This is a genomic window from Myroides sp. N17-2 (assembly GCF_002286775.1).
Taxonomy (GTDB): Bacteria; Bacteroidota; Bacteroidia; order Flavobacteriales; family Flavobacteriaceae; genus Flavobacterium.
This window is the reverse complement of record NZ_NSGJ01000014.1, coordinates 1-22,404: the sequence shown is the minus strand read 5'-3', so window position 1 is coordinate 22,404 and position 22,404 is coordinate 1. Positions and strand designations below refer to the sequence as shown.

Below are 22,404 nucleotides of genomic sequence, written 5' to 3'. Positions count from 1 at the left end.
AGAACTAAAGTTTAAGGATAATACCGTAAAAGGTGATTAGTTGAGTATTTTATTTAAATTTGAATAAAAACTAAAGCTAATAAGGGTAGTTGTTACACATCCTCTATCTAAATTCACCAACCAAAATATATAGGTAAGCAAATGCTATTTGTGAATTCATCATCTTACTTAAAACAAATACTATGTACAAACACCTTTTTAAAGCAGCCCTAAATTGGGTTGCTACTGACATGCTAAAAGATTCAACCAAAAAGGTGTATGCTAAAAGCCATACCATCAAAATAGAGGGAAAAGATAACTTATCTATTTCAGCAGCCAAAGCCTTTAAAGGAGATCCTACATTGCTAAATCCGGAAGATTTATTGCTGAGTGCCCTTACGTCGTGCCACATGATGTCGTATTTATACGTATGTCAGCAACATGATATAGAGGTGCTTGCTTATGAAGATAATTCTGAGGCTACATTGGTACTAAATGCTGATGGTAGCGGACGTATAACTAAAGTGGTTTTAAATCCGATAGTACATATCAAAGATGAATCACAAAAAGAATTAGCGCTACAACTGCATACCCAAGCCAATAAACTTTGCTTTATTGCTAATTCTTGTAATTTTGAAATAGAACATCATGCTCAATGCTTCAGCATAGAATAAACACTTGATTAAAAGTATACCAATAAAAAAGCGAGGTAATCTGTATAGACTACCTCGCTTTATATTTATACCTTAAATCTGCAGAAAGCATTTAAACGAGAATGAATTATACAAAACAGAGCAAGATTAGTGATTAAAGCATACATTAGTATGGTTTTAGAGCTAATTGAAGCTATGTAAAGTAGAATTTATTCGTAGTAAATGGTAGTTGCAGATTTAAGGTTAATATACTATTCTAATTATTTAGTAGAAATAGGCTTGAACTTAGTTAAGTTGATTCCTTCTACAGAAGCTTTGTATTCAGCTAATGTAGGGATTCTACCTAAGATAGCAGATAGAACTACTACTGGAGTAGAAGCCAATAAAGACTCTCCTTTTTTGCGTTCTGAATCTTCTACTACACGTCCTTGGAATAAACGAGTAGATGTAGCCATAACAGTATCTCCTTTAGCCGCTTTCTCTTGGTTACCCATACATAGGTTACAACCAGGGCGCTCTAAATACATAATATTTTCATATTCTGTACGGTTCGTATTCTTTGGCAATAAGTCACTGAATTCAAATCCAGAGTACTTTTGTAAGTATTCCCAATCACCTTCAGCTTTTAACTCATCAATGATATTGTAAGTTGGTGCAGCAACTACTAAAGGTGCATTAAACTTAACAGTACCTGTTTGTTTCTCGATGTTTTTAAGCATTTGAGAAACAATCTTTAAGTCATCTTTATGAACCATACAAGAACCTACGAAACCTAAGTCTACTTGCTTGTTATCTCCATAGAAAGAAAGCTCTCTAATCGTATCGTGAGTATAACGTTTAGACACGTCTTCGTTATTTACATCTGGATCAGCGATCATTGGTTCTTCGATGATATCTAAGTCGATAACTACCTCAGCATAATATTTAGCATTAGCATCTGGAGTTAATGCTGGTTTGTCACCAGATTTAATCTCTTCGATTCTCTTATTTGCTTTATTGATTAAACCTTGAAGAACTTGAGTTTTGTTATCCATACCTTTCTCGATCATAATTTGGATACGCCCTTTAGCGATCTCTAATGATTCGATTAATGTATCATCTTGAGAAATACAGATAGATGCTTTAGCTTTCATCTCTGCAGTCCAGTCAGTAAATGTGAATGCTTGGTCAGCAAGAAGAGTTCCGATGTGAACCTCGATAATTCTACCTTGGAATACGTTCTCTCCTCCGAATTGTTTCAACATTTGAGATTGAGTAGCGTGAACTACATCACGGAAATCCATGTGTTGTTTCATCTCTCCTTTAAACGTAACTTTTACAGACTCTGGGATTGGCATAGAAGCCTCTCCTGTTGCCAATGCAAGAGCTACAGTTCCTGAATCCGCTCCGAAAGCAACACCTTTAGACATTCTCGTATGAGAGTCACCACCGATAATGATAGCCCACTCATCGATAGTGATATCGTTTAATACTTTGTGAATAACGTCAGTCATCGCATGATATTCTCCTTTAGGATCACGAGCAGTAATCAAACCGAAGTCATTCATAAACTTCATCAATTTAGGGATATTAGCTTGTGCTTTTTTGTCCCATACAGATGCAGTGTGACATCCTGATTGGTAAGCTCCATCTACGATAGGAGATATAACTGTAGCAGCCATTGCTTCTAACTCTTGAGCAGTCATTAAACCTGTTGTATCTTGAGACCCAACGATGTTTACTTCTACACGTACGTCAGAACCAGCGTGTAATACTTTTCCTGAAGTTACACCTACTGCATTTTTATTAAAGATTTTCTCTACAGCTGTTAACCCTTGTCCTTCTATAGTGATTTCTTTAGATGGAGCAAAAACTACAGGAGCTTCAGTTCCCAATAATTTAGCTGCGAAAGTTTGGATCTTTTTACCAAAAACGATAGCATAAGAACCACCTGCTTTGATAAACTCCATTTTTTGTGGAGTAAGTGCTTTAGAGATATCTATAAGCTCTTGGTCTCCATTATAAAGTTTTTTTGTTTTTGTATTGATTGTAAGTACAGTACCAGTAGCTACAGAATATACTTGCTCTAATATTGGCTCACCTTTTTCATTGCGAACTACTTCACCATTAGCATCTGTCTTCTTAACCCAGTTTTTAAGGTCTAATCCGATACCACCTGTTACATCTACTGTAGTTAAGAAAATAGGAGAAATACCATTAGTACCCCCTACGATAGGAGCGATATTAACGAAAGGCACATAAGGACTTGCTTGTTTACCTGTCCATAAAGCTACGTTATTAACACCTGACATTCTTGAAGATCCTACTCCCATAGTACCTTTCTCAGCGATTAACATCACACTCTTACCTGGATTAGCAGCCTCTAAAGCTTTAATCTCTTTTTGAGCAGCTGGAGTGATCATACATTGTCCGTGAAGTTCACGGTCAGAACGAGAGTGAGCTTGGTTACCTGGAGAAAGTAAATCTGTAGAGATATCTCCTTCACCTGCGATGAAAGTAACAATCTCTATCTTCTCTGCTACTTCAGGAAGTTTAGTAAAGAACTCTGCCTTAGCATAACTCTCTACGATATCTTTAGCAATAGCATTACCTGCTAAGAAAGCTTCTTTTAGACGATCTGTATCAGCATCGTATAAGAATACTTGTGTTTTAAGTACATTAGCTGCACTCTGAGCAATAGCTACATCATTACCTAAAGCTAAATCAAGAAGAACCTCGATAGATGGTCCACCTTTCATATGTGATAATAATTCAAAAGCAAAAGCAGGAGTAATCTCTGCTACTACAGCTTCACCTAAAATGATTTCTTTTAAAAACTTCGCTTTAACACTAGCAGCACTTGTAGTACCTGGCAAAACATTGTAGATAAAAAGTTTAAGAGAATCCTCACGGTATTCATTCTCTGTATCTTTTACTTGTGCTATAACTTCACTTAGTAATTCAGCACCATCAATAGGCTTAGGGTTAAGTCCTTGATTTTTTCTTTCTTCAATCTCGTTGATGTAATCCTTGTAAAGGCTCATAGTTAATGTCTATTTAATAAAAAGCTGACAGATAAATCCTCTCAACCCATATATGTTATTTAGTATTAGTTCTTCTCTTAGTAATCACCCTATAAACTTATCAATCTCATTAATAACTTTATGACAGGCTCATACTTCGAATTTTTGTCACTACAAATTTAAGCAAACTAATTAATATTCAAAAGTTTTTAATGTTTCCCTCAAATACAAAAAATATTATTTATAAACATTCTACTTCACTGAATAAAACTCAATAGTTTTAATAAACAGGCTACTCTTTTCTGAAATTATTTATTTTTTAATGCTTAAAATATCATATTGCAACAAATAGTCCATAAACATAAAAAAAACGACATTCTAGCCTATTGCTAAAATGTCGTTTTCAATCTTTCAGATTATTATATTCTTATTTTTTCAGCCAATTATTACGAAATTTACAATCGCGAAATTCACCTTGAATGTTAACATAAGCATCTATTATCTTCTTAGATACCCATTTTTCAACTTCGATACCTTGTTTTTTGTTTAGAGCCATGTTCTTAACCTTCGTATAATCCTCTGCAAAGTCTATTTTATGCTCTGCATATTTCTTATTGATTGTTACGATACGGTAGTACTTCTCTTGTTTTTGAGCATCATTCTTTAAAGCTGCTGGAGATACTTCTCCCTCTTTTAAATTAGACACTAAGAAGTATAGCTCTCTATCTTCCATATTATTAAGTTCAAAACGTGGATCTAGTGATCTAGGATCTTTCATCACACCATTATTAAACTTAGTATCTTTATTATCAGAAGAAGCTGCTGCTGCATCTGCAAAGCTAATTTCTTTATTAACTATCTTCTCACGGATAGCATCTATTTTCTTCTTAGCCTCTACTACAGCCTCTTCTGTAGGCTTAGGAACTAAAAGAATATGTCTTAAGTCTAATTGTTGTCCGCGAATCTTCTCTAAATAGATAATATGAAAACCAAATTCAGTTTCGAATGGCTCAGATATTTCTCCTTCAGCTAAGTTAAACGCTACCTCTTTAAACTCTTTAACGAATTGTGTCTTCTTATTAATAGAATAAAATCCTCCATTACTAGCAGATGCTCTATCGTCAGTGAATAATACAGCCTTACTAAAGAAGCTTGCTCCATTCACTAATACGTCTTGTTTCATCTCCTTAAGACGATCTATTACTTTTTGTTTTTGTTCTTTAGAGATCTCTGGTTTTATAACTATCTCAGCTATCTCAACCTCATCACCTACAGTAGGCAATTGATCTTTTGGAATCTCATTAAAGAATGAACGTACTTCTTCTGGAGTGATCGTTACTTTCTCTACGATATGCTGTTGCATATTTTGAGTCAGTTTATTTTGTTTAACGATATCAAAAAGTGTCTCACGTAATTCTTCTTCGTTCTTTTTATTATAGAACTGAAGTATCTTATTCATAGACCCTACTTCCTCTACCATTCTGTTAATCTGATCATTCATAAAAGATGTCACCTCAGCATCTGTTACTGGTAAACTATCTAATATTGCCTGATTAGCAAAAAGTTTGTCTTCTAATAATTTTTCAAACAAATCACATCTTGACAAATCTCCAACTGGTATACGCTGAGACTTAAGCTCTAACAACGTCTTGTCAATTTCTGATTCTAAGATAATGTAATCTCCTACTACTCCTACTACTCCATCTATTTTTCTACCCTGTTTAGCTTGCCCTTGTGCAAAACCTACAAAAGAAAGAGCTAACCCTAAAGCCAACATTACCTTCTTATTAAAAAACTTCATATCTATTATTTTTTTTAGCATCCTTTAATATATCTTCTTCGTATTGTTTTAATAATTCCATTTTACGGTCATTAAGCACCATCATCTTTAATGATTTCTTTAAATAATCAAAAGGGATAACACTACCTCTTGATAAAACCGTATTCACTTTTACAAAATAAGTACTATTTTCTTCTTCTACCTCAAAAAAGCTATTGTTTTTTAAGTAATTATCTTTATTACTACTATTTAGGAACGGAAGTTTCTCATATATCTGTTTCACATCCACCCATATAGAATCATTTAACGCATATGATTTCATATGTAATGACATCGATTCTAGCTTAGCATGATCTTCTTTTCGAGCCGAACTAAAGTATCTTTTGATGGTATTATAGTTACTATTTTCTTTTAATACATTTGCATAAGACATCTTCACCAACATATCTTCTACTAAGAAATTCCCCTTGTACTTATCGTAATATACTTTTAAATCCTTATCATTAATAAGTGTATCAATATTCTTCTGAACTAACTTCTCTAGATAATCCTTTATCAATAAGTCACTCTTAAACTGATCTACTAATTTATCTATCTCCGCTTTTTTATCTTTAGATAGATTAAACTCTGCTGCTTCGATTAATAGATTCTTAGTTGCCCACTTATCTATATATCGAGTAACGATGGCTAAACTATCTTCCTTATCTGCATTAGAAGGCACCAAGCTTAATACATCATCTTTATCTAAATATACATCATTCACTCTTGCTGCAGCGCCGTCCTTAGGTTTAGATCCCCCTGCACGATCACAAGACGTCACAATACTTAGACTCAAAACGCCAATCAATAATGCTCCTACTAAATGATTTTTCTTCATATCTCTATACTATCTTGATCAATCATTCTCCAAAAATACTTATTTTATACGTACATATAAAGCATAAAAGTAGATACTATATCAATTTATATATTCTACATTTTACATCCAACACACAATAATACAAATACTTTCAGAAAATAAAACTACATATTAACGAAGTATTGATAATATTCTTCTCATTTATACTAGGTATGATAACTACTTTATCTCCTTAATTATTGCATTTGTATATACATACAAGGTTTATACACTAAATATGCAACTACTCTATAATACCTTAAATCTGTAGAAAACTCCTTTTAATTCAACAAAATATAAGTACTTTTGTACCTTAAAATTTTTAAGAATGAGTTTTTTAAAGGAAATAGATCGTAGACGTACATTTGGTGTAATTGCTCACCCTGATGCTGGTAAGACAACATTAACTGAGAAGTTACTTCTTTTTGGTGGAGCGATTCAAGAAGCTGGTGCAGTAAAAAACAATAAGATTAAGAAAGGAGCTACTTCCGATTTTATGGAGATTGAACGCCAACGTGGTATTTCTGTTGCGACTTCAGTTCTTGCATTTAACTATAAAGATAAAAAGATTAACATCCTTGATACACCTGGTCACAAGGACTTCGCTGAAGATACTTTTAGAACACTTACTGCTGTAGATAGCGTTATCGTAGTTATAGACGTAGCAAAAGGGGTCGAAGAGCAAACAGAAAAACTAGTCGAAGTATGTAGAATGCGTAACATCCCGATGATCGTGTTTATCAATAAACTTGACCGTGAAGGGCGTGATGCTTTCGAACTTATGGACGAAGTAGAACAAAAATTACAACTAAGAGTAACGCCTTTAAGTTTCCCTATCGGTATGGGGTATGACTTTAAAGGTATATATAACATTTGGGAGAAGAATATCAACCTATTTAGTGAAGATAGCCGTAAGAATATTGATGAGACCATTAGTATCTCTGACCTTAGTTCTCCTGAATTAGATAGTATCGTTGGAGCAAAACCTGCTGCTACATTACGTGATGAGTTAGAAATAATAGAAGGAATTTATCCTGAATTTAATAGAGATGAATATATTAACGGTACATTACAACCTGTATTTTTTGGTTCAGCCTTAAATAACTTTGGGGTACGTGAACTATTAGATTGTTTCGTTCAAATAGCACCTTCTCCACGTCCTAAAGAATCTTCTACTAGAATAATCGATCCTAAAGAGAATACGTTCTCAGGATTTGTATTCAAGATTCACGCGAATATGGACCCTAAACACAGAGACCGTTTAGCGTTTATCAAGATTGTATCTGGAACATTTGAAAGAAATACACCTTACTTACATGTAAGACAAGGTAAGAAACTTAAGTTCTCTAGTCCGAATGCTTTCTTTGCAGAGAGAAAAGAGATCGTCGATATCTCTTATGCAGGAGACATCGTAGGTCTACATGACACAGGTAACTTTAAGATCGGTGATACACTGACTGAAGGAGAAATAATGCAATTCACAGGTATACCAAGTTTCTCACCTGAGCACTTCCGTTATATCAATAACGCTGATCCTATGAAATCTAAACAATTAGAGAAAGGTATCGATCAGTTAATGGATGAAGGAGTAGCACAGTTATTTACGCTTGAAATGAATGGACGTAAAGTAATTGGAACTGTTGGTGCACTTCAGTATGAGGTTATCCAATACCGTTTAGAGCATGAGTATGGAGCGAAGTGTACATATGAGAACTTCCCTGCATATAAAGCATGTTGGGTACGTCCTGAAGATCCTAAAAACGAAGAGTTCAAAGAATTTAAACGTATTAAACAAAAATTCTTAGCCTTCGATAAATCAGGTCAATTAGTGTTCTTAGCAGATAGTGAATTCTCTATCCAAATGACACAAAGTAAATTCCCAACTGTGAAGTTAGGATTCACATCAGAAGAAATTAAATAGTCTTAAATACTATATAGTACAAAATCGCTTAAGTTAGTTCTTAAGCGATTTTTTTTTATATCTGAATTAGGTAACCACAATCCGCATCAAGTAGAGACGCAATACATTGCGTGTCACCCACAGCAATCACAATACGTATCAAGTAGAGACGCAATACATTGCGTGTCAAATACAGTAATCACAATCCACATCATGTTGAAAGAAAAACATCTAACGATGTTTTATGTGGGCGTAAAGTATTACGCCCCTACCGTAGTATGCCAACAGAACGTGATATACATGCCGACAAACAACATCCACACAATATCCACAATACCTACGCTGTCGCGGACTTGTAGTCCGTGACGTGCATATCCACACAGTAACGACGATCCTTATCATGCTGAAGAATGAAGCATCTCATACGAAAATCCACAATATATATTATATATATTGATTCCCCCTACCGCTGCATATCTATTTCTCCTCCAGGAATTACCCCTACCACATAACTATCCCATAAAGCAGTAAGCCACTTACTTTCGTATCCTACGCTTACAGCATCTATTAATAACCCAAAATCATCAGAAACATAAGAGGCTAATTCAGAACTACTTGACTTACTAAATACATCTTTAAATATCCTTTCTAAAAGAGCGTCATCTACCCCCAAAGATTCACTAGACACCTTGAGTTTCTCTACATTATCAAACTCTACCATCCATTGAGTCGAGAAGACATCATTATCTCTATCATCCAATAAATCATCTACCTGACTAAAATTATCTTCATTAGCTAAGATTGCTTTTGAGATATTTTCAAGCTTTTCTACAATTTCAAATTTCTTCATCAATAACAATATCTACTTCTACTAATAAAACTGAAGACTGTGTACGATAATCAATATCTATCTGTAGTTTTCGATAGCCTGTCCCTACATAATGGGTGCAGATTACATGATTTCCTTCATACAAATAACTACTCATCTTTTATATATTTTGAATTAGAATATACGAATAGATATTTACTCTTACCTAGCTTAGTATAATGATCTTGTTGTATAAAATCATATTCTTTAATAAAGTATCGCACAATAGATTTCACCAAAAAAGATTGTTCTAAATTTTTGCTCCTAGTAGATAGCTTATTACTGAACGAGAATTTATTCCCATCACAGAAGACAAAACTCAACTGTCCCATATTCTTTTCATCGTCCAATATATCACCTCCTACTAATTTTTCTATCTCAACTATTGCTTTAGAATGCAGCAACTTATTATTTTTATAGATATACACATTGCTTGCATCTAATATAATCTTTAAATCAAACTTCGTAAGGTAAGCTCCTATATATACTACTACTTGACAAATTGCCCCCATAAGAATAACGCGTGCTACCATATTATATGTAATAACAATACTACCTATTAACAAAGCTATATTTAAGCTAATAAACATCAATAATAAAAACCCCCATACATTGAGTATAGACGCCTTAATATTAAACTCTTTCCTATTCATCTTTTAAATATTTTAGATTAGTATATATAAAATCATCTAACGATGTTTTATGTGGGCGTAAAGTTCCCCCCCTACCATTGTGTGCCAACAGGACGTGACATGTTTGTCAACAAACCACATCCACATAATAACCACAATTCTACGCTCTTGCAGACTTGTAGTCTGTGATATACATACCCACCTCTAATATACTAAAATCCCAACAACTATAAAACACCCTAAACCCCTAATAAACTGAAGTACAATAGATTTTAAGCAATAAAAAACGCTTAAGAGTAGATCTTAAGCGTTTTTAATACTTATACTTTCTTAAAGATGACGATGGCATTATGTCCTCCGAATCCGAATGAGTTGCTCATCGCTACGTTGACTGTATGCTGTATCGCCTCTTTCTGTACGATATGAATACCATTAGGGATACTCGGATCGAGGTTTTCTATATTGATAGTCGGTGGGATGATATTATCCGTGATAGACTTGATAGAGAGAATAGCTTCTATCGCTCCTGCACCGCCTAATAAATGTCCCGTCATAGATTTGGTAGCACTGATGTGTAAGTTAGATGGATTATCTCCAAATACAGATTGTATTGCTTTGATTTCACATAGATCACCTACAGGGGTAGATGTCGCATGCGGGTTAAGATAGTCCACTTGATAAGGTGATAACTGGGCTTCCTCTAAAGCCAACTTCATCCCATAAGCCGCTGCTTCCCCCTCAGGTAACGGAGAGGTGATATGATACGCATCAGCTGTCATAGCTGCTCCTACTATCTCACAGTAGATCTTCGCCCCTCGTTTTTTAGCAGATTCGTACTCCTCGAGAACTAAAGCACCTCCACCTTCTCCCATCACGAAACCATCTCTCCCCATATCATATGGTCTAGAGGCCGTAGTATAGTCCTCATTACGAGTAGACATAGCCTTCATCGCATTAAATCCTCCTATCGAAGTCTCTAATATAGGAGCTTCAGAGCCACCTGCTATCATTGCTTTTGCCTTACCTAATCGAATATAATTAAACGCATCCATAATCACGGTATTAGAAGTCGCACAGGCTGACACAGCACAGTAGTTAATCCCCATAAATCCGTGCTTCATCGCAATCATCCCACTTGCCATATTCGGTATCATCTTAGGTACTAAGAATGGATTAAACCGAGGGTTATAATTATTCTTCACGTACTCTTTCACTTCACTTTCGAATGTCGTTAATCCTCCTTGTCCTGTCCCCAAAATCACACCTATATCAAATGGAGAATATAACTCTGCAGATATACCTGAGTCTTCTATTGCCATAGCAGCACTGTATAAAGCATACTGTGTGAATAAGTCAGATCGCTTAATTTCTGTTGCATCAAGATACTCCTTTGCATTAAAATCACTTACCTCACAGGCAAACTTCGTTTTAAACAGTGTGGTGTCAAACTTGCTTATTGGCACAGCTCCACTTTTACCAGCAACTACATTGTCCCAAAAAGTCTTTACATTATTTCCTAGAGGAGCGACTACGCCCATTCCAGTTATCACTACTCTTTTCATATTTGTTGTTTTTATTTCTACCTACTACTAGGTAGGTATTATGCGTAAAAAAATTTATATCTCTAACACTCCGTTTTGAATAATCTTATATGTCTTATCTCCCATGACATTATCTAATAATAGAGAGGCTAATAAAGAAGACTGTACTAGATACGCCTTAGTCTTAGCGTCAGTATCAAAAGAGAATACTCCCTCTTCCTTACCCTTCGCTAATAAATCTGTCAAATAATCTAAAATGGTATTTGCCATCTTTTTTAATTCCTTCTTCATATCATCAGATAAAGTATCCACAGATGATGACAGCGCTCCCATTAAACATAACCAATGTTTCTTATTGGTCTTGTCATGCATAGTCACGAACTTTTTAAACTGAGTACGACTATCCATTTTATTCCACGAGTCCGTCACTACCTTAAATTGCTCTATAGTAGACTTAATAACTTCTACTCCTAAATCTGATTTGGTAGGAAAGTGATAATGTATAGACGCATTCTTGATATTCAGTCTAGTCGAAATATCAGTATAACTAAACGCATTATATCCCTTAGTTCTAATTAATTCATCCGCTATATTGACTATGTCTGTTCTTGTATCTTTCATCGTACAAAGATATAAACTTTACCTACTTACTAGTAGGTAACTATCAAAAAATATTTCATTCCATTTCTAACATTACTATTCAACAGATAAATTCATCAGAAAATTAGTCTTCAAAAATCTAGTATACAACAACATAGAATCAAAAAAACTATAACGGTCAATCTCTGTAATCAATTCCATTTTCTTACTACACCCACTTATTTAATCACTTTAAAGTTGTAACTTGCACTCACCAAATAATTTCTATTCTACTAGAAATCAACGATCCTAACTCATGAGGATTAAAGTTATTTTACCCTATCTAAATCCAAAACCGCCTTATTACTAACCTCTGCTAAAGTTGTTCCTATCTCCATTCATATGAATGTATACTGACAACATTGTGAGAGCATAGTGACACTATTAAAAAGCTCATTTTAATGGACTCACTATGGACTCATTATGGACTCACTATGGACTCACTCGGAATAAAAGTGCATAAAGATGCCTTTTATATAGCTCTAAGAATAAATTGCGGAATTTTCACATAAACTGACCTAGAAGATTGGTCAAAAAAAGTAGATAATTCATATAATTACTACTTCACAAATATAAGTAAAAAAATAACTACTTCACACAGGGTAAATAAATTACACTAGTATTAATCATAACAACAGAGCCTAAAGTATGGCACAAAAAAAAGCTACACCGTAGTGTAGCTTTATACTTATATAACAAATGTTGAAATTAGATTTTCTTCATTTGTTGTTTCATCATTTTTACTTGATCTTTTAGAGCTCCTTGTTTATCTAGCTTCTGTGCTTCGCTTAATAACTTCGTTGCTTCTAATTTTCTTCTTTTAGTCATTGCAATACCAGCTAACTGTAATTTAGCCATAGCTAAGTCCTGATCCATATTAAGACCTAACTCTATTGCTTTCTTCATATACTTTTCAGAAGCGTTTAAGTTAGTCTGTGAACACATAATACCCAATAGGTAATTATAGTAACCATTCTGTTTACGCACTAATGCTGTGTCAGGATTTTTGATTTTATCTAACCATTTCTTCGCTCCGTCAAAGTCTTGTTTTCTAAGCTTTAAAAACGCTAATAGGATAAACTCGTTTTTATAGTAAAGTAATATTACTAATGAAATAAGGAATAATAAGAAAATACCGTTACCGATATTACCTTCTACAAATTGCCAAATCGAAACTGCAAATAATACTGCAGCGATACCTAATTTAATATATCTATGAAACATCTACTTAATATACTTTTATTATAAAGAACGCAAAGTTAATAAATTCTGACCATTATAAAAATAAAACAAAGTCAAAATAAAGAACCTTACATTCTAAAATTACTATAATACTCTTAACTCCTCCCTTATCGAATACTTAATCTATACTATAGACTATAAATTAATTATATAATCTGCGTCTATATCTCTAAAGTCGTGTACTATATGGTTTGCCCCTGTATAATCTTGTTGTTTTGAGTTAGCACTTTTATATCCGATCACTCTAATATCAGCAGCATTAGCCGCCTTAATACCATTAGTACTATCCTCTATCACCATACAATCTTCAACAGCATTGTGCTTAGCTAATGACGCAGCTTTTAAGAAGATAGTCGGATCAGGTTTAGACTTAGGCAAATCTTCGCCACTTACGATGTGGGTAAAGAAAGGATATAATCCGAAGCGAGTGAATACTCTATCTATCGTACTCTTAGAAGCAGAAGATCCCACGATAAGTTCAATTCCTTTAGCGTGTAATCCTTCTATAAGTTCACGTACACCCTCTATTAATTCTAAATCGGGTTTGGTATCAAACGATTCGTTAAACAAAGCTCTCTTTCTCAATACAAGTGATTGTACCTCTCCTTTTACGTCATATAATTCTTTAAGACGCTCATAGGTATTCTTAGTAGAGTGCCCTGTGAACGAATTATAAACATGCTCAGACACGTCTATTCCTAATTCTTTAAAGTGTGTATGATAAGCGTAGCGGTGTACTGGCTCAGTATCCACGATAACACCATCCATATCAAATATAACTGTCTTGACCATTTTTTTAAGACAAAAATAAGGTCTTTATATCAAAAAAACGACTTTAATTATATACATTTACTTTTCTCAGTAAAAAAACAACCTAACTCTTGTCTAACGAAATCTCACTTTTAACTCGATTACAAAATAGCGATACAAAGCATGAAGCATTTCGTGAACTAATCTCTACTTATAAAGAGAGACTATATATGCACATCCGTACATTAGTACTTAATCACGATGACACGGACGATGTACTTCAAGAGGCATTCATTAAGATATATCAAAACATAGATACCTTTAAGGGCAACAGTCAATTGTTCTCTTGGATGTATCGCATTGCTACTAATCAAGCATTAGATTTCTTGAAACAAAAAAGCAAAAAGCACAACCTCTTAGATGGCGAAATAGGTGAATATCTAGTCAGTCAACTAGAAGCTGATAGCCTATTCGATGGAGATGAGGCAGAATTACTACTTCAAAAAGCCATAGCAACACTTCCTCAGAAGCAACAACTCGTCTTTAAAATGAGGTATTATGAAGACTTAGATTATCAATCTATCTCTGAAATATTAGATACTAGCGTAGGAGCACTTAAAGCTTCTTATCACCACGCAGTCAAAAAAATAGAACTTTTTTTAGAATCAAATTAAACCTTTAGTACAATTAATCGTCTAAGTAAGAAAGGAGAATAAAAATGGAAAATAAACTTTTAAATAATAAGAGTCCTAAACAAGTATTTAAAGTACCTGAGGATTACTTTGCTAATTTAGAGAATAGAGTACTCTCTGCTGTAGAGAATACAACTCCTACTCCAAAAGTTATCCCATTATACAGAAACAAATTTGTATGGATGGTAGCAGTGGCTTGTCTTACACTTTTTGTAGGTATTAGCGCAGTTTATAAAACTGAAAAGAACAACCAAATCAACAACGAGAATATAGAAACTTATCTAGAATACAACCAATCTTATTCATTAAATAACGAGATTATCAATTCGCTTAATGAGGAGGATATCAAAGATCTAGAAGAAAATATAGAAATACAACAATCACAATTAGATCATTATTTGCTATCACATATTGATATCGAATATTACTTAAATGAATAACACAATGAAACACCTCTTAAGTATTATACTAGCCCTAGTGTGTAGTACGCTAATTTATGCACAAGATAATCATGATCAGATACGTTCGCTAAAAGTAGCTCATATTACTTCCGAGCTAAAACTAAGCAGCGATCAGGCAGATAAGTTCTTACCTATCTATATCACTTATGACAAAAAAATGTCAGAACTACGTCATACAGATATATTCAGATATATCAAGAACACTGATATCGAAGACTTAAGCAAACTAAGCGACAGGGAAACAAGCAAAAAAGTACAAGAACTAATAGACTTCGAAGAGAGCTATTCCTCTACTAGAGTTAAGTTTATCGAAGATGCTAAAAAGATCATCGGTGAAAAGAATATTCTAGTCTTAAAGAAGGCTGAAGACGACTTTAATCGCAAGCTTCTAAAAAAATATAAAGACAAGAAGTAACCTATTTAACCCTAAATCATTGATAAACAGATAAACGAAAAGAAATTATACAAGATAGATCTGAATTAGTGACAGGGCTGAGTATAAAATAGTCCTATGGACTATTTTAAAACGAAGAGCCAGCTATAGCACGGTATATAGTATGGTTTTAGAGCTAATGAAAGAACTATGAAGTAGAATTACTTTGTAGTATTTGGCTAACACTGATTTAGGGTTTAACTTAAAATAATATTAATCAATACCTATAAAGCCCGCAAATCGACGTATATTTGTGGGCTATATTTATATATATAATAATGAGATTACACAGAAACCTTGTATTTACAGTTATCGACTCTCTTTTAGCAATATTCAACGATGGAGAATATGCTGATAAAATGGTAGCTAGAGCATTGAAAAAAGATAAACGCTGGGGAAGCGCTGATAGAAAATTCGTAGCTGAAACTATCTATGAAATCGTGAGATGGAGAAGATTATACGCAGAGATAGCTGAAGTAAAAGATCCTATCAACAGAGATGATGCATGGAGAATCTTCGCTGTTTGGGCTGTACTTAGAGGGTATAAATTACCAGATTGGAAATACTTTGAGAATACACCAGAACGTCGTATCAAAGGAAGATTTGACGAACTTACTAAAACTAGAAAATACAGAGAGTCTATTCCAGACTGGATGGATGAATTAGGAGTTAAAGAATTAGGTGAAGAGAAATGGACAAAAGAACTTGCTGCTCAGAATAAACAAGCTAGCGTGATCTTGCGTGTAAATACTTTAAAGACTACAAGACAAAAACTATATGGTATACTAATGGATCTAGATATAGAGACTATTATGCCAGAAGAATACCCGGATGCCTTAATCCTAAAAGAAAGAGCGAACGTATTTATGACTGACGTTTTTAAACAAGGATTCTTTGAGGTTCAAGATGCTTCTTCACAACGAGTAGCGAGATTATTAGATGTACAGCCTGGTATGCGTGTAGTAGATACATGTGCTGGTGCTGGTGGTAAGACATTACACATTGCTTCTCTTATGGAAAATAAGGGACAGATCATCGCTATGGATATTTACGAAAGTAAACAAAAACAGCTTAAGATTAGAGCGAAAAGAAACGGAGCATTCAATATCGAATACCGTATCATCGAAGGAACTAAGACAATCAAAAAACTTCATGAGAAAGCTGATCGTGTATTAATCGATGCACCATGTAGTGGATTAGGAGTACTGAAGAGAAATCCTGATAGCAAGTGGAAACTTAGACCTGAGTTCGTAGAAGAAATAAAACAAGTACAAGAGCAAGTATTACAAGATTATTCTAAAATACTTAAACCAGGTGGAAAAATGGTATATGCTACTTGTTCTATCTTACCTTCTGAGAATGAGCACCAAATCGCTAAATTCTTAAGTTCAGAAGCTGGTAAAGACTTTAAATTAGTAGAAGATCACAAGATATTAGCTAGTGAGTCTGGATTTGACGGATTCTATATGGCCTTATTACAGAAGAACTAGTTCTCTGTTTTAAATAAAAATACCCAAAGCCTGTTTTTAATTAAACAGGCTTTTACTTATAAAACACTTTTAGAAACACACTTTAAATCATGAAAATGAAAATGTTATTAGTAACAATAGCGTCATTCTTACTGTCATTCTCTGGATGTAGTAAAGACCCTATTATTACAGAGGCTACTCCCCCAACTACTGAGAAGCCTATTCCACCGGTTAAACCTGTAGACCCAACAGAACCTGTAAAACCCATAGAGCCTACTAAACCAGGAGACTTCACTATCCCAAGTGATCAAAAAGCATACTACACTGGAGTTGACTTTACTAAAGTAGGTATGGCATTAAAAGCGGAATTAACTAAGGTAACTACAGATAAACACAAGAGAACTTTATCTTATGGACAGATATGGGATGCTGCTAAAGCTACTGATTTAACGCCTGATGGTAATAATGTTTACTTACTATATGGTCATAAAGGTCAAACTACTGGTAACACTGCTTTCACAAGAGGTAAGAATAATAATGGGGGTGGACAAGGACAGTGGAACAGAGAACATACTTATGCTAAATCACTAGGAACACCAAATCTAGGAGAAGCAGGCCCTGGAGCAGATGCTCATCACTTACGCCCTGCTGATGTTAAATGGAATGCTGACAGAGGGAATAAACCATTCGCTGCTGGTAATGGATTCTCTAAACCTGTAGGGGCGAACTGGTACCCAGGTGATGACTGGAAAGGAGATGTAGCTCGTATGATGCTATATATGTATGTAAGATATGGAGAAAGATGTCTTCCTTCTAATGTAGCTGTTGGTCAAAAGAATAGTAAAGATTCCAATATGATTGATTTACTATTAGAATGGAATGCTGCTGATCCAGTGGATGAAATCGAAAGAAAGAGAAACGAATACCATGGTAATAGTTCAAACACTTACGCTCAAGGTAATCGTAACCCGTTTATCGATAACCCTTATTTAGCAACACAAATTTGGGGTGGTACACCAGCTAAAAACCTATGGACTAAATAGTTTCTAGTTAACATTAAAACTTATACTAAAAGGGGCAATCTGACAGATTGTCCCTTTTTTAATGCTATAAAATGTCAAAAATACCCTATACTACTATGCAATAATCACCTTAAATAATTATAAAAAAAGACTTAAATACAATAATAACTTAATACGAAATAGGGAAGCCTAGTTTTTTAACCTTCGCAATCCATTATTCTCATTCTTTACGACAATATTGACTCAAAACTCTTATAATACGTACCTTGTACTTATTAGAATAATCGTTTTATACTGTTATTCTATCACAGAAACAGAATAATAAAAACACACTTAACAGACATGAGAAAAACATTACTATTATTAATGGGAGTAACGATCTTTGCGACATCGTGTACTAAAGATCCTATTATTACAGAACCAACAGAAAAACCTGACGGGGGTACTAAACCAAAACCCGAGGATCCTGAAGAAGAAAATATCGTAGGAAATACAGGAGATTATGCTATACCTGCTGCTTATCTACAATACTATGCTAAGGTAGACTTTACTAAAGATGGTATGCAGTTAAAAAAACAACTCGCTAAACTGGTAAAAGAAACACACAAGCCACAAAGTTACACACCTGGTATATGGTTCGCTTCAGAGTTCACAGATGAAGATCCAGAAAATAAAGACAATGTTCTTCAGATATACTCTTGGCCTGATAGAGATGCAAAAGACGATATCACCAAGAAAAGATCAGTCAATAAAGAACATAAGAACAATAATACCTCTTCACTACCAGTAACTTCATTATGGGAACGTGAACACGTATTCGCAAAAGCCCTTGCTGTAGATAAACCAAAAAATCAAAAAGCATTAAACACAACATACTCAGAAGATAAACCAACAGCTATAGAAGATATAGCAGGGCATGACGCACATCACTTACGTGCCATAAATAGATCAACTAACTCTTCTAGAAGTAACAGAAAATTTGTAGATGGTACTGGAAATTCTAAGACAGTAGGTAAAGAATACTGGTATCCTGGCGATGAATGGAGAGGAGATGTAGCTCGTATGATGATGTACATGCACATACGCTATGAGAATGAGAATGGTGGTGGATATACTAAAGCTAGTAAAGCTGGTATGCCTATTGATAGCAAAAATGGTCTATTAAGTGATGAAATGATAGATCTATTCTTAAAATGGAATGCTGAAGATAAAGTATCCGAGATAGAGAAAAGACGTAATGAATATCACGGAAATCCTAATAACCCTGTTTATAAATATTCACAAGGTAACCGTAACCCATTTATCGATAACCCTGAATTAGCATACCGCATTTGGGGAGGTCCTAAACCAGTTAATAACTGGGGTAAATAACCTGCGTTAAATAAACATTATAATAAAAGGCTAGTGAAACTTTAATCTCACTAGCCTTTTATTGTTATTAGATTGACTCTACTACTCTATCTAAATGATCCTTATACTGCTGTTTATATAACGCTATTTTTTCCTCTGTTCCATTCTTCTCAATATCATAGAAGTGCATTCCTTCTACTGTTTCTAATGACAAGAAACTATTCATTCTGTGCAACCCAAACAACACTCCCTCATCAACACTCGTTTGATTAAAAAACTCTCCTTTTAAAGTAAAGGCAGTCTTAGGTGCATTCCAAGAAGAAGTTATCATGTATTTTCTTCCTAATAATGAACCTCCTCTACCATAGTTAAGATTAGGACTTTCGTTCTTACGCCCATCACTGTAATACAACCCATTGCGATGCCCGTGTGTCAAGACCTTATCAAGGTATTCTTTTAATCCATGTGGCAAACCAAACCACCACACTGGCACATGATAAATGATTAAATCTGCCCATACGAAGTTGTCTACCTCTGTCTGTAAGTCATATTCTTCATTAATATCAGTAACCCTCACCTCAAGATTGTGTTTATCTCTCAGTGTTTCAATATCTAATTCAACTAATGTAGCATTAAATTGCCCTTTTGAGTGCGTAAAAACTTGCCCTCCATTTATTACAAATACTTTTTTCATATTCTTTTATCTAAATTTTATACTGCAAAGTTAAATCACACAGTATTCAATTAAAAATTATATAACTTTGTACTATATATAACTACACTTATACATGAAAGCAAATTTAGAATGGTTTAGAACCTTTAAAGCTATCTATGAAATTGGCACTTTAAGTGGAGCTGCTAAAGAACTATACCTCACACAACCAGGTGTAAGTCTGCATATTAACTCTTTAGAAGCTTACACAGGATTTGCTTTATTTGAACGCACACCACGTAGAATGCTACCTACAGAAAGGGGCAAGTTACTCTATCAACAAATACTCCCATCTATCAGCCATTTAGAAGACGTAGAAACTAAGTTTAAGAAAAAAGCGGGGCAAGATAGAATAACGATAACGATAGGAATGTGTGAAGAAACATTTCAACAGACACTAGAACATAACATACCTACATTTGACTTTAATATAATCATACAGTTTGGCAAATCAAGCTACTTAAAAGAACAACTTAAGAAAGGATTTTTAGATCTTATCATTACTAATGAATCGGATATGAATAAGGATATAATCTATACACACTTGGCACGCGAAACATATCAAGTAGTAGCAGGCAAACAGTCTTGTCTTAATGCTTTTAACCTATTGAAATTAAAGGATAAAGCTGCAATAGAACAATGGCTGATAGAGCAATCATGGTATAGTACAGCCACTGAGATGGATGTTCTGAATGCATTTTGGCATATAAACTTTGGGCATGCAGCTCCATTCACAGCGAACTACATTGTACCGAACAAATTCTCCATAGTACGTTGTTTAACTATTGGTAAAGGATTAGGTCTACTGCCTAATCTCATCACTAAAGACTCTTTAAGTGAGAATAAGCTAGTCAAACTATGGGATGGATATAAACCATTAGAAAATGACTTATACTTAGCTAAACGTTCTAAAACGCTATTTGAAGATCAAATAAGACAAGTAGAAGAAGTACTTATACAAGAATACCACACTATTAAAACATAATGTGGTATTCTTTATATATCTAATACAGTAGTTTATACTGCTTTTTCTTTCTGTAATTTGGCTTTTATAAACTCGTAAACAATAGGTAGAACAGAGATTACAATAATCAATAATACTATCTTAGAGAAATTATCCTTAACAAAAGGGATATTCCCTAAGAAATACCCTGCTAGAGTTAGTCCTAATACCCATACTATTCCCCCAACTACGTTATACGTCATAAAAATACTATAGCGCATCTTACCTATACCTGCTACAAAAGGCGCTAATGTTCTAACGATAGGAACAAAGCGAGCGATAACAATAGTGCGTTCCCCATACTTTTCATAAAATGAGTGTGTTTTGTCTAAGTGCTCTTCTTTTACCAATTGCTTTCCAAACAACCTAATCTCTGTCAAACGCATTCCTACTTTGCGTCCGAGATAGTAATTAAGGGAATCACCTGTTATGGCTGCTATTAGAAGTATAACTATAGCTAAGACTATATTTAGCTCATCTGACTGAGCTACTAACATACCGGTAGCAAATAAAAGTGAATCACCAGGTAAGAAAGGCATAACAACTAGCCCAGTCTCTACAAAAATGATCAGAAATAAAATAACGTATAACCACGTTCCGTATTGCTCTATAAAAAGATGCAAATACTTGTCAATGTGAAAGAGATAATCCAATAGTTCCATAGTATCAAAGATAGATATCAAAACAAATTACTACACCGTTTTCACAAAAAAATAACAATCTTCTTTTTCTACCTTTAAATACTAGCTATACCATTTATAGTAATCACAGAAAAACTTACGAATAATCAACAGAACTAGCTGTACTATCAAAGAATTCATATCTCGAAAACTTGTGCAAAAAAAGGAACAATGCCAATAAACATCACACCTAAGACAATTATTTTAAAAAATTCAAAAAAAATATTAGACAGTAAACTTTTCATTATAAATGACTTAAAAAAAACACTAGCATATTTTGACAAATAACTTTAAAAAACTATTTGGAGAACCCATAAATACTACTATATTTGCACTCGCAATACGGAAGTAATGCAAACTAAAATAATGGCGAGGTAGCTCAGTTGGTTAGAGCGCAGGATTCATAACCCTGAGGTCACGGGTTCAACTCCCGTCTTCGCTACAACAGGTAAAAAGGACATCTTTATAAGATGTCCTTTTTTTATTTATATCAATAAAGATACATTATATCATTTGTTTTGGTAATTGCTTTTTTTGCATACTTTCCACAACTTCGTCAATCCGTTTTTGTTTAGTTTCTTGGATCAATCTCAAAAGTTGTGTTTATGCATAAAGTTTAGTCAATCTGTATAAGAAGAAGTCAATATCTCTTACTCCTCTAAATTGAGCCCTGAATGCTTTAATTTTGGCATTAAATG

21 protein-coding genes, 1 tRNA gene and 1 pseudogene are annotated in these 22,404 nt (G+C 34.2%); 10 read left to right on the top strand and 13 right to left on the bottom strand.

Features of this window, described 5'->3' with window-relative positions; genetic code table 11:
* Positions 1-182: 182 nt before the first annotated feature.
* Positions 183-653, top strand: a complete 471-nt coding sequence (locus CF599_RS07735; RefSeq protein ID WP_121965465.1) for an OsmC family protein — start codon at positions 183-185, stop codon at positions 651-653.
* Positions 654-892: 239 nt separating this feature from the next.
* Here the strand turns inward: CF599_RS07735 and CF599_RS07730 are convergent, their stop codons facing one another.
* The 3 genes from CF599_RS07730 to CF599_RS07720 all read right to left on the bottom strand — a co-directional run bounded on the left by CF599_RS07730 (position 893) and on the right by CF599_RS07720 (position 6,291).
* Positions 893-3,655, bottom strand: a complete 2,763-nt coding sequence (locus tag CF599_RS07730; protein ID WP_121965464.1) for a bifunctional aconitate hydratase 2/2-methylisocitrate dehydratase — start codon at positions 3,653-3,655, stop codon at positions 893-895.
* A gap of 406 nt (positions 3,656-4,061) precedes the next feature.
* Complete coding sequence (locus tag CF599_RS07725) at positions 4,062-5,435, bottom strand: peptidylprolyl isomerase (RefSeq protein WP_121965529.1); 1,374 nt, start codon at positions 5,433-5,435, stop codon at positions 4,062-4,064.
* Complete coding sequence (locus tag CF599_RS07720) at positions 5,422-6,291, bottom strand: hypothetical protein (RefSeq protein ID WP_121965463.1); 870 nt, start codon at positions 6,289-6,291, stop codon at positions 5,422-5,424. The genes CF599_RS07725 and CF599_RS07720 overlap by 14 nt, the downstream gene beginning before the upstream one ends.
* A gap of 349 nt (positions 6,292-6,640) precedes the next feature.
* Here CF599_RS07720 and CF599_RS07715 point away from each other — a divergent pair, with 349 nt between their 5' ends.
* Positions 6,641-8,233, top strand: coding sequence for a peptide chain release factor 3 (locus tag CF599_RS07715; protein ID WP_121965462.1), 1,593 nt, complete (start codon positions 6,641-6,643; stop codon positions 8,231-8,233).
* Between the two features lie 442 nt (positions 8,234-8,675).
* On the opposite strand, the gene CF599_RS07710 is transcribed toward CF599_RS07715, so the two are convergent.
* The 7 genes from CF599_RS07710 to CF599_RS07685 all read right to left on the bottom strand — a co-directional run bounded on the left by CF599_RS07710 (position 8,676) and on the right by CF599_RS07685 (position 13,926).
* The gene (locus tag CF599_RS07710) at positions 8,676-9,062 is read right to left on the bottom strand and encodes a hypothetical protein (protein WP_121965461.1); all 387 of its coding nucleotides are present in this window, start codon (positions 9,060-9,062) and stop codon (positions 8,676-8,678) included.
* A complete protein-coding gene (locus CF599_RS19500) occupies positions 9,049-9,198 on the bottom strand; it encodes a hypothetical protein (protein ID WP_158221773.1) in 150 nt (49 codons plus the stop codon). The genes CF599_RS07710 and CF599_RS19500 overlap by 14 nt, the downstream gene beginning before the upstream one ends.
* On the bottom strand, positions 9,191-9,733 hold the full coding sequence (locus CF599_RS07705) for a hypothetical protein (protein WP_121965460.1): 543 nt from the start codon (positions 9,731-9,733) through the stop codon (positions 9,191-9,193). The genes CF599_RS19500 and CF599_RS07705 overlap by 8 nt, the downstream gene beginning before the upstream one ends.
* Positions 9,734-10,032: 299 nt before the next feature.
* A complete protein-coding gene (fabF, locus tag CF599_RS07700; protein WP_121965459.1) occupies positions 10,033-11,274 on the bottom strand; it encodes a beta-ketoacyl-ACP synthase II in 1,242 nt (413 codons plus the stop codon).
* 54 nt (positions 11,275-11,328) lie between these two features.
* Positions 11,329-11,874: a TetR/AcrR family transcriptional regulator gene (locus CF599_RS07695; RefSeq protein ID WP_121965458.1), complete on the bottom strand. Its 546-nt coding sequence runs from the start codon at positions 11,872-11,874 to the stop codon at positions 11,329-11,331.
* Positions 11,875-12,600: 726 nt separating this feature from the next.
* Entirely contained in the window at positions 12,601-13,116 is a 516-nt protein-coding gene (locus tag CF599_RS07690) for a DUF2892 domain-containing protein (protein WP_121965457.1), read from the bottom strand.
* Between the two features lie 153 nt (positions 13,117-13,269).
* Positions 13,270-13,926 carry an HAD family phosphatase gene (locus tag CF599_RS07685; RefSeq protein ID WP_121965456.1) on the bottom strand — a complete coding sequence of 219 codons (657 nt, stop codon included), beginning with the start codon at positions 13,924-13,926 and terminating at the stop codon, positions 13,270-13,272.
* An 89-nt stretch (positions 13,927-14,015) separates the two neighbouring features.
* On the opposite strand from CF599_RS07685, the gene CF599_RS07680 reads away from it, so the two are divergent.
* From CF599_RS07680 to CF599_RS07655, 6 genes are all read left to right on the top strand, one after another.
* Complete coding sequence (locus tag CF599_RS07680; RefSeq protein ID WP_121965455.1) at positions 14,016-14,558, top strand: RNA polymerase sigma factor; 543 nt, start codon at positions 14,016-14,018, stop codon at positions 14,556-14,558.
* Positions 14,559-14,602: 44 nt separating this feature from the next.
* Positions 14,603-15,016, top strand: coding sequence for a hypothetical protein (locus CF599_RS07675; protein WP_121965454.1), 414 nt, complete (start codon positions 14,603-14,605; stop codon positions 15,014-15,016).
* A 4-nt stretch (positions 15,017-15,020) separates the two neighbouring features.
* On the top strand, positions 15,021-15,452 hold the full coding sequence (locus CF599_RS07670) for a hypothetical protein (RefSeq protein ID WP_121965528.1): 432 nt from the start codon (positions 15,021-15,023) through the stop codon (positions 15,450-15,452).
* A gap of 296 nt (positions 15,453-15,748) precedes the next feature.
* Positions 15,749-16,960: an RsmB/NOP family class I SAM-dependent RNA methyltransferase gene (locus tag CF599_RS07665; protein ID WP_121965453.1), complete on the top strand. Its 1,212-nt coding sequence runs from the start codon at positions 15,749-15,751 to the stop codon at positions 16,958-16,960.
* Between the two features lie 95 nt (positions 16,961-17,055).
* Positions 17,056-17,982 (top strand): endonuclease I family protein, encoded by a 927-nt coding sequence (locus CF599_RS07660; RefSeq protein ID WP_254050256.1) that lies wholly within the window; start codon positions 17,056-17,058, stop codon positions 17,980-17,982.
* 321 nt (positions 17,983-18,303) lie between these two features.
* A complete protein-coding gene (locus CF599_RS07655) occupies positions 18,304-19,332 on the top strand; it encodes an endonuclease I family protein (protein ID WP_121965451.1) in 1,029 nt (342 codons plus the stop codon).
* Positions 19,333-19,399: 67 nt separating this feature from the next.
* On the opposite strand, the gene CF599_RS07650 is transcribed toward CF599_RS07655, so the two are convergent.
* Positions 19,400-20,005: an NAD(P)H-dependent oxidoreductase gene (locus tag CF599_RS07650; protein ID WP_121965450.1), complete on the bottom strand. Its 606-nt coding sequence runs from the start codon at positions 20,003-20,005 to the stop codon at positions 19,400-19,402.
* Positions 20,006-20,099: 94 nt separating this feature from the next.
* On the opposite strand from CF599_RS07650, the gene CF599_RS07645 reads away from it, so the two are divergent.
* Positions 20,100-21,008, top strand: a complete 909-nt coding sequence (locus tag CF599_RS07645) for a LysR family transcriptional regulator (RefSeq protein WP_121965449.1) — start codon at positions 20,100-20,102, stop codon at positions 21,006-21,008.
* 32 nt (positions 21,009-21,040) lie between these two features.
* Here CF599_RS07645 and CF599_RS07640 read toward each other — a convergent pair whose 3' ends face one another.
* The gene (locus CF599_RS07640) at positions 21,041-21,688 is read right to left on the bottom strand and encodes a DedA family protein (protein ID WP_121965448.1); all 648 of its coding nucleotides are present in this window, start codon (positions 21,686-21,688) and stop codon (positions 21,041-21,043) included.
* A gap of 386 nt (positions 21,689-22,074) precedes the next feature.
* On the opposite strand from CF599_RS07640, the gene CF599_RS07635 reads away from it, so the two are divergent.
* A tRNA-Met gene (locus tag CF599_RS07635) sits at positions 22,075-22,148 on the top strand.
* 161 nt (positions 22,149-22,309) lie between these two features.
* On the opposite strand, the pseudogene CF599_RS19810 reads toward CF599_RS07635, so the two are convergent.
* Positions 22,310-22,404: pseudogene (locus tag CF599_RS19810) on the bottom strand (transposase); the annotation flags it as partial.

What these genes read in the sequence shown, in the direction of transcription:
- CF599_RS07655 (WP_121965451.1), top strand. Translation starts at nt 18,304, where the DNA reads ATGAGAAAAACATTACTATTATTAATGGGAGTAACGATCTTTGCGACA.
- CF599_RS07675 (WP_121965454.1), top strand. Translation starts at nt 14,603, where the DNA reads ATGGAAAATAAACTTTTAAATAATAAGAGTCCTAAACAAGTATTTAAA.
- CF599_RS07685 (WP_121965456.1), bottom strand. Translation starts at nt 13,926, where the DNA reads ATGGTCAAGACAGTTATATTTGATATGGATGGTGTTATCGTGGATACT.
- CF599_RS07720 (WP_121965463.1), bottom strand. Translation starts at nt 6,291, where the DNA reads ATGAAGAAAAATCATTTAGTAGGAGCATTATTGATTGGCGTTTTGAGT.
- CF599_RS07730 (WP_121965464.1), bottom strand. Translation starts at nt 3,655, where the DNA reads ATGAGCCTTTACAAGGATTACATCAACGAGATTGAAGAAAGAAAAAAT.
- CF599_RS07645 (WP_121965449.1), top strand. Translation starts at nt 20,100, where the DNA reads ATGAAAGCAAATTTAGAATGGTTTAGAACCTTTAAAGCTATCTATGAA.
- CF599_RS07705 (WP_121965460.1), bottom strand. Translation starts at nt 9,733, where the DNA reads ATGAATAGGAAAGAGTTTAATATTAAGGCGTCTATACTCAATGTATGG.
- CF599_RS07665 (WP_121965453.1), top strand. Translation starts at nt 15,749, where the DNA reads ATGAGATTACACAGAAACCTTGTATTTACAGTTATCGACTCTCTTTTA.
- CF599_RS07690 (WP_121965457.1), bottom strand. Translation starts at nt 13,116, where the DNA reads ATGTTTCATAGATATATTAAATTAGGTATCGCTGCAGTATTATTTGCA.
- CF599_RS07725 (WP_121965529.1), bottom strand. Translation starts at nt 5,435, where the DNA reads ATGAAGTTTTTTAATAAGAAGGTAATGTTGGCTTTAGGGTTAGCTCTT.
- CF599_RS07710 (WP_121965461.1), bottom strand. Translation starts at nt 9,062, where the DNA reads ATGAAGAAATTTGAAATTGTAGAAAAGCTTGAAAATATCTCAAAAGCA.
- fabF (WP_121965459.1), bottom strand. Translation starts at nt 11,274, where the DNA reads ATGAAAAGAGTAGTGATAACTGGAATGGGCGTAGTCGCTCCTCTAGGA.
- CF599_RS07715 (WP_121965462.1), top strand. Translation starts at nt 6,641, where the DNA reads ATGAGTTTTTTAAAGGAAATAGATCGTAGACGTACATTTGGTGTAATT.
- CF599_RS07695 (WP_121965458.1), bottom strand. Translation starts at nt 11,874, where the DNA reads ATGAAAGATACAAGAACAGACATAGTCAATATAGCGGATGAATTAATT.
- CF599_RS07640 (WP_121965448.1), bottom strand. Translation starts at nt 21,688, where the DNA reads ATGGAACTATTGGATTATCTCTTTCACATTGACAAGTATTTGCATCTT.
- CF599_RS19500 (WP_158221773.1), bottom strand. Translation starts at nt 9,198, where the DNA reads ATGAGTAGTTATTTGTATGAAGGAAATCATGTAATCTGCACCCATTAT.
- CF599_RS07735 (WP_121965465.1), top strand. Translation starts at nt 183, where the DNA reads ATGTACAAACACCTTTTTAAAGCAGCCCTAAATTGGGTTGCTACTGAC.
- CF599_RS07670 (WP_121965528.1), top strand. Translation starts at nt 15,021, where the DNA reads ATGAAACACCTCTTAAGTATTATACTAGCCCTAGTGTGTAGTACGCTA.
- CF599_RS07660 (WP_254050256.1), top strand. Translation starts at nt 17,056, where the DNA reads ATGAAAATGTTATTAGTAACAATAGCGTCATTCTTACTGTCATTCTCT.
- CF599_RS07650 (WP_121965450.1), bottom strand. Translation starts at nt 20,005, where the DNA reads ATGAAAAAAGTATTTGTAATAAATGGAGGGCAAGTTTTTACGCACTCA.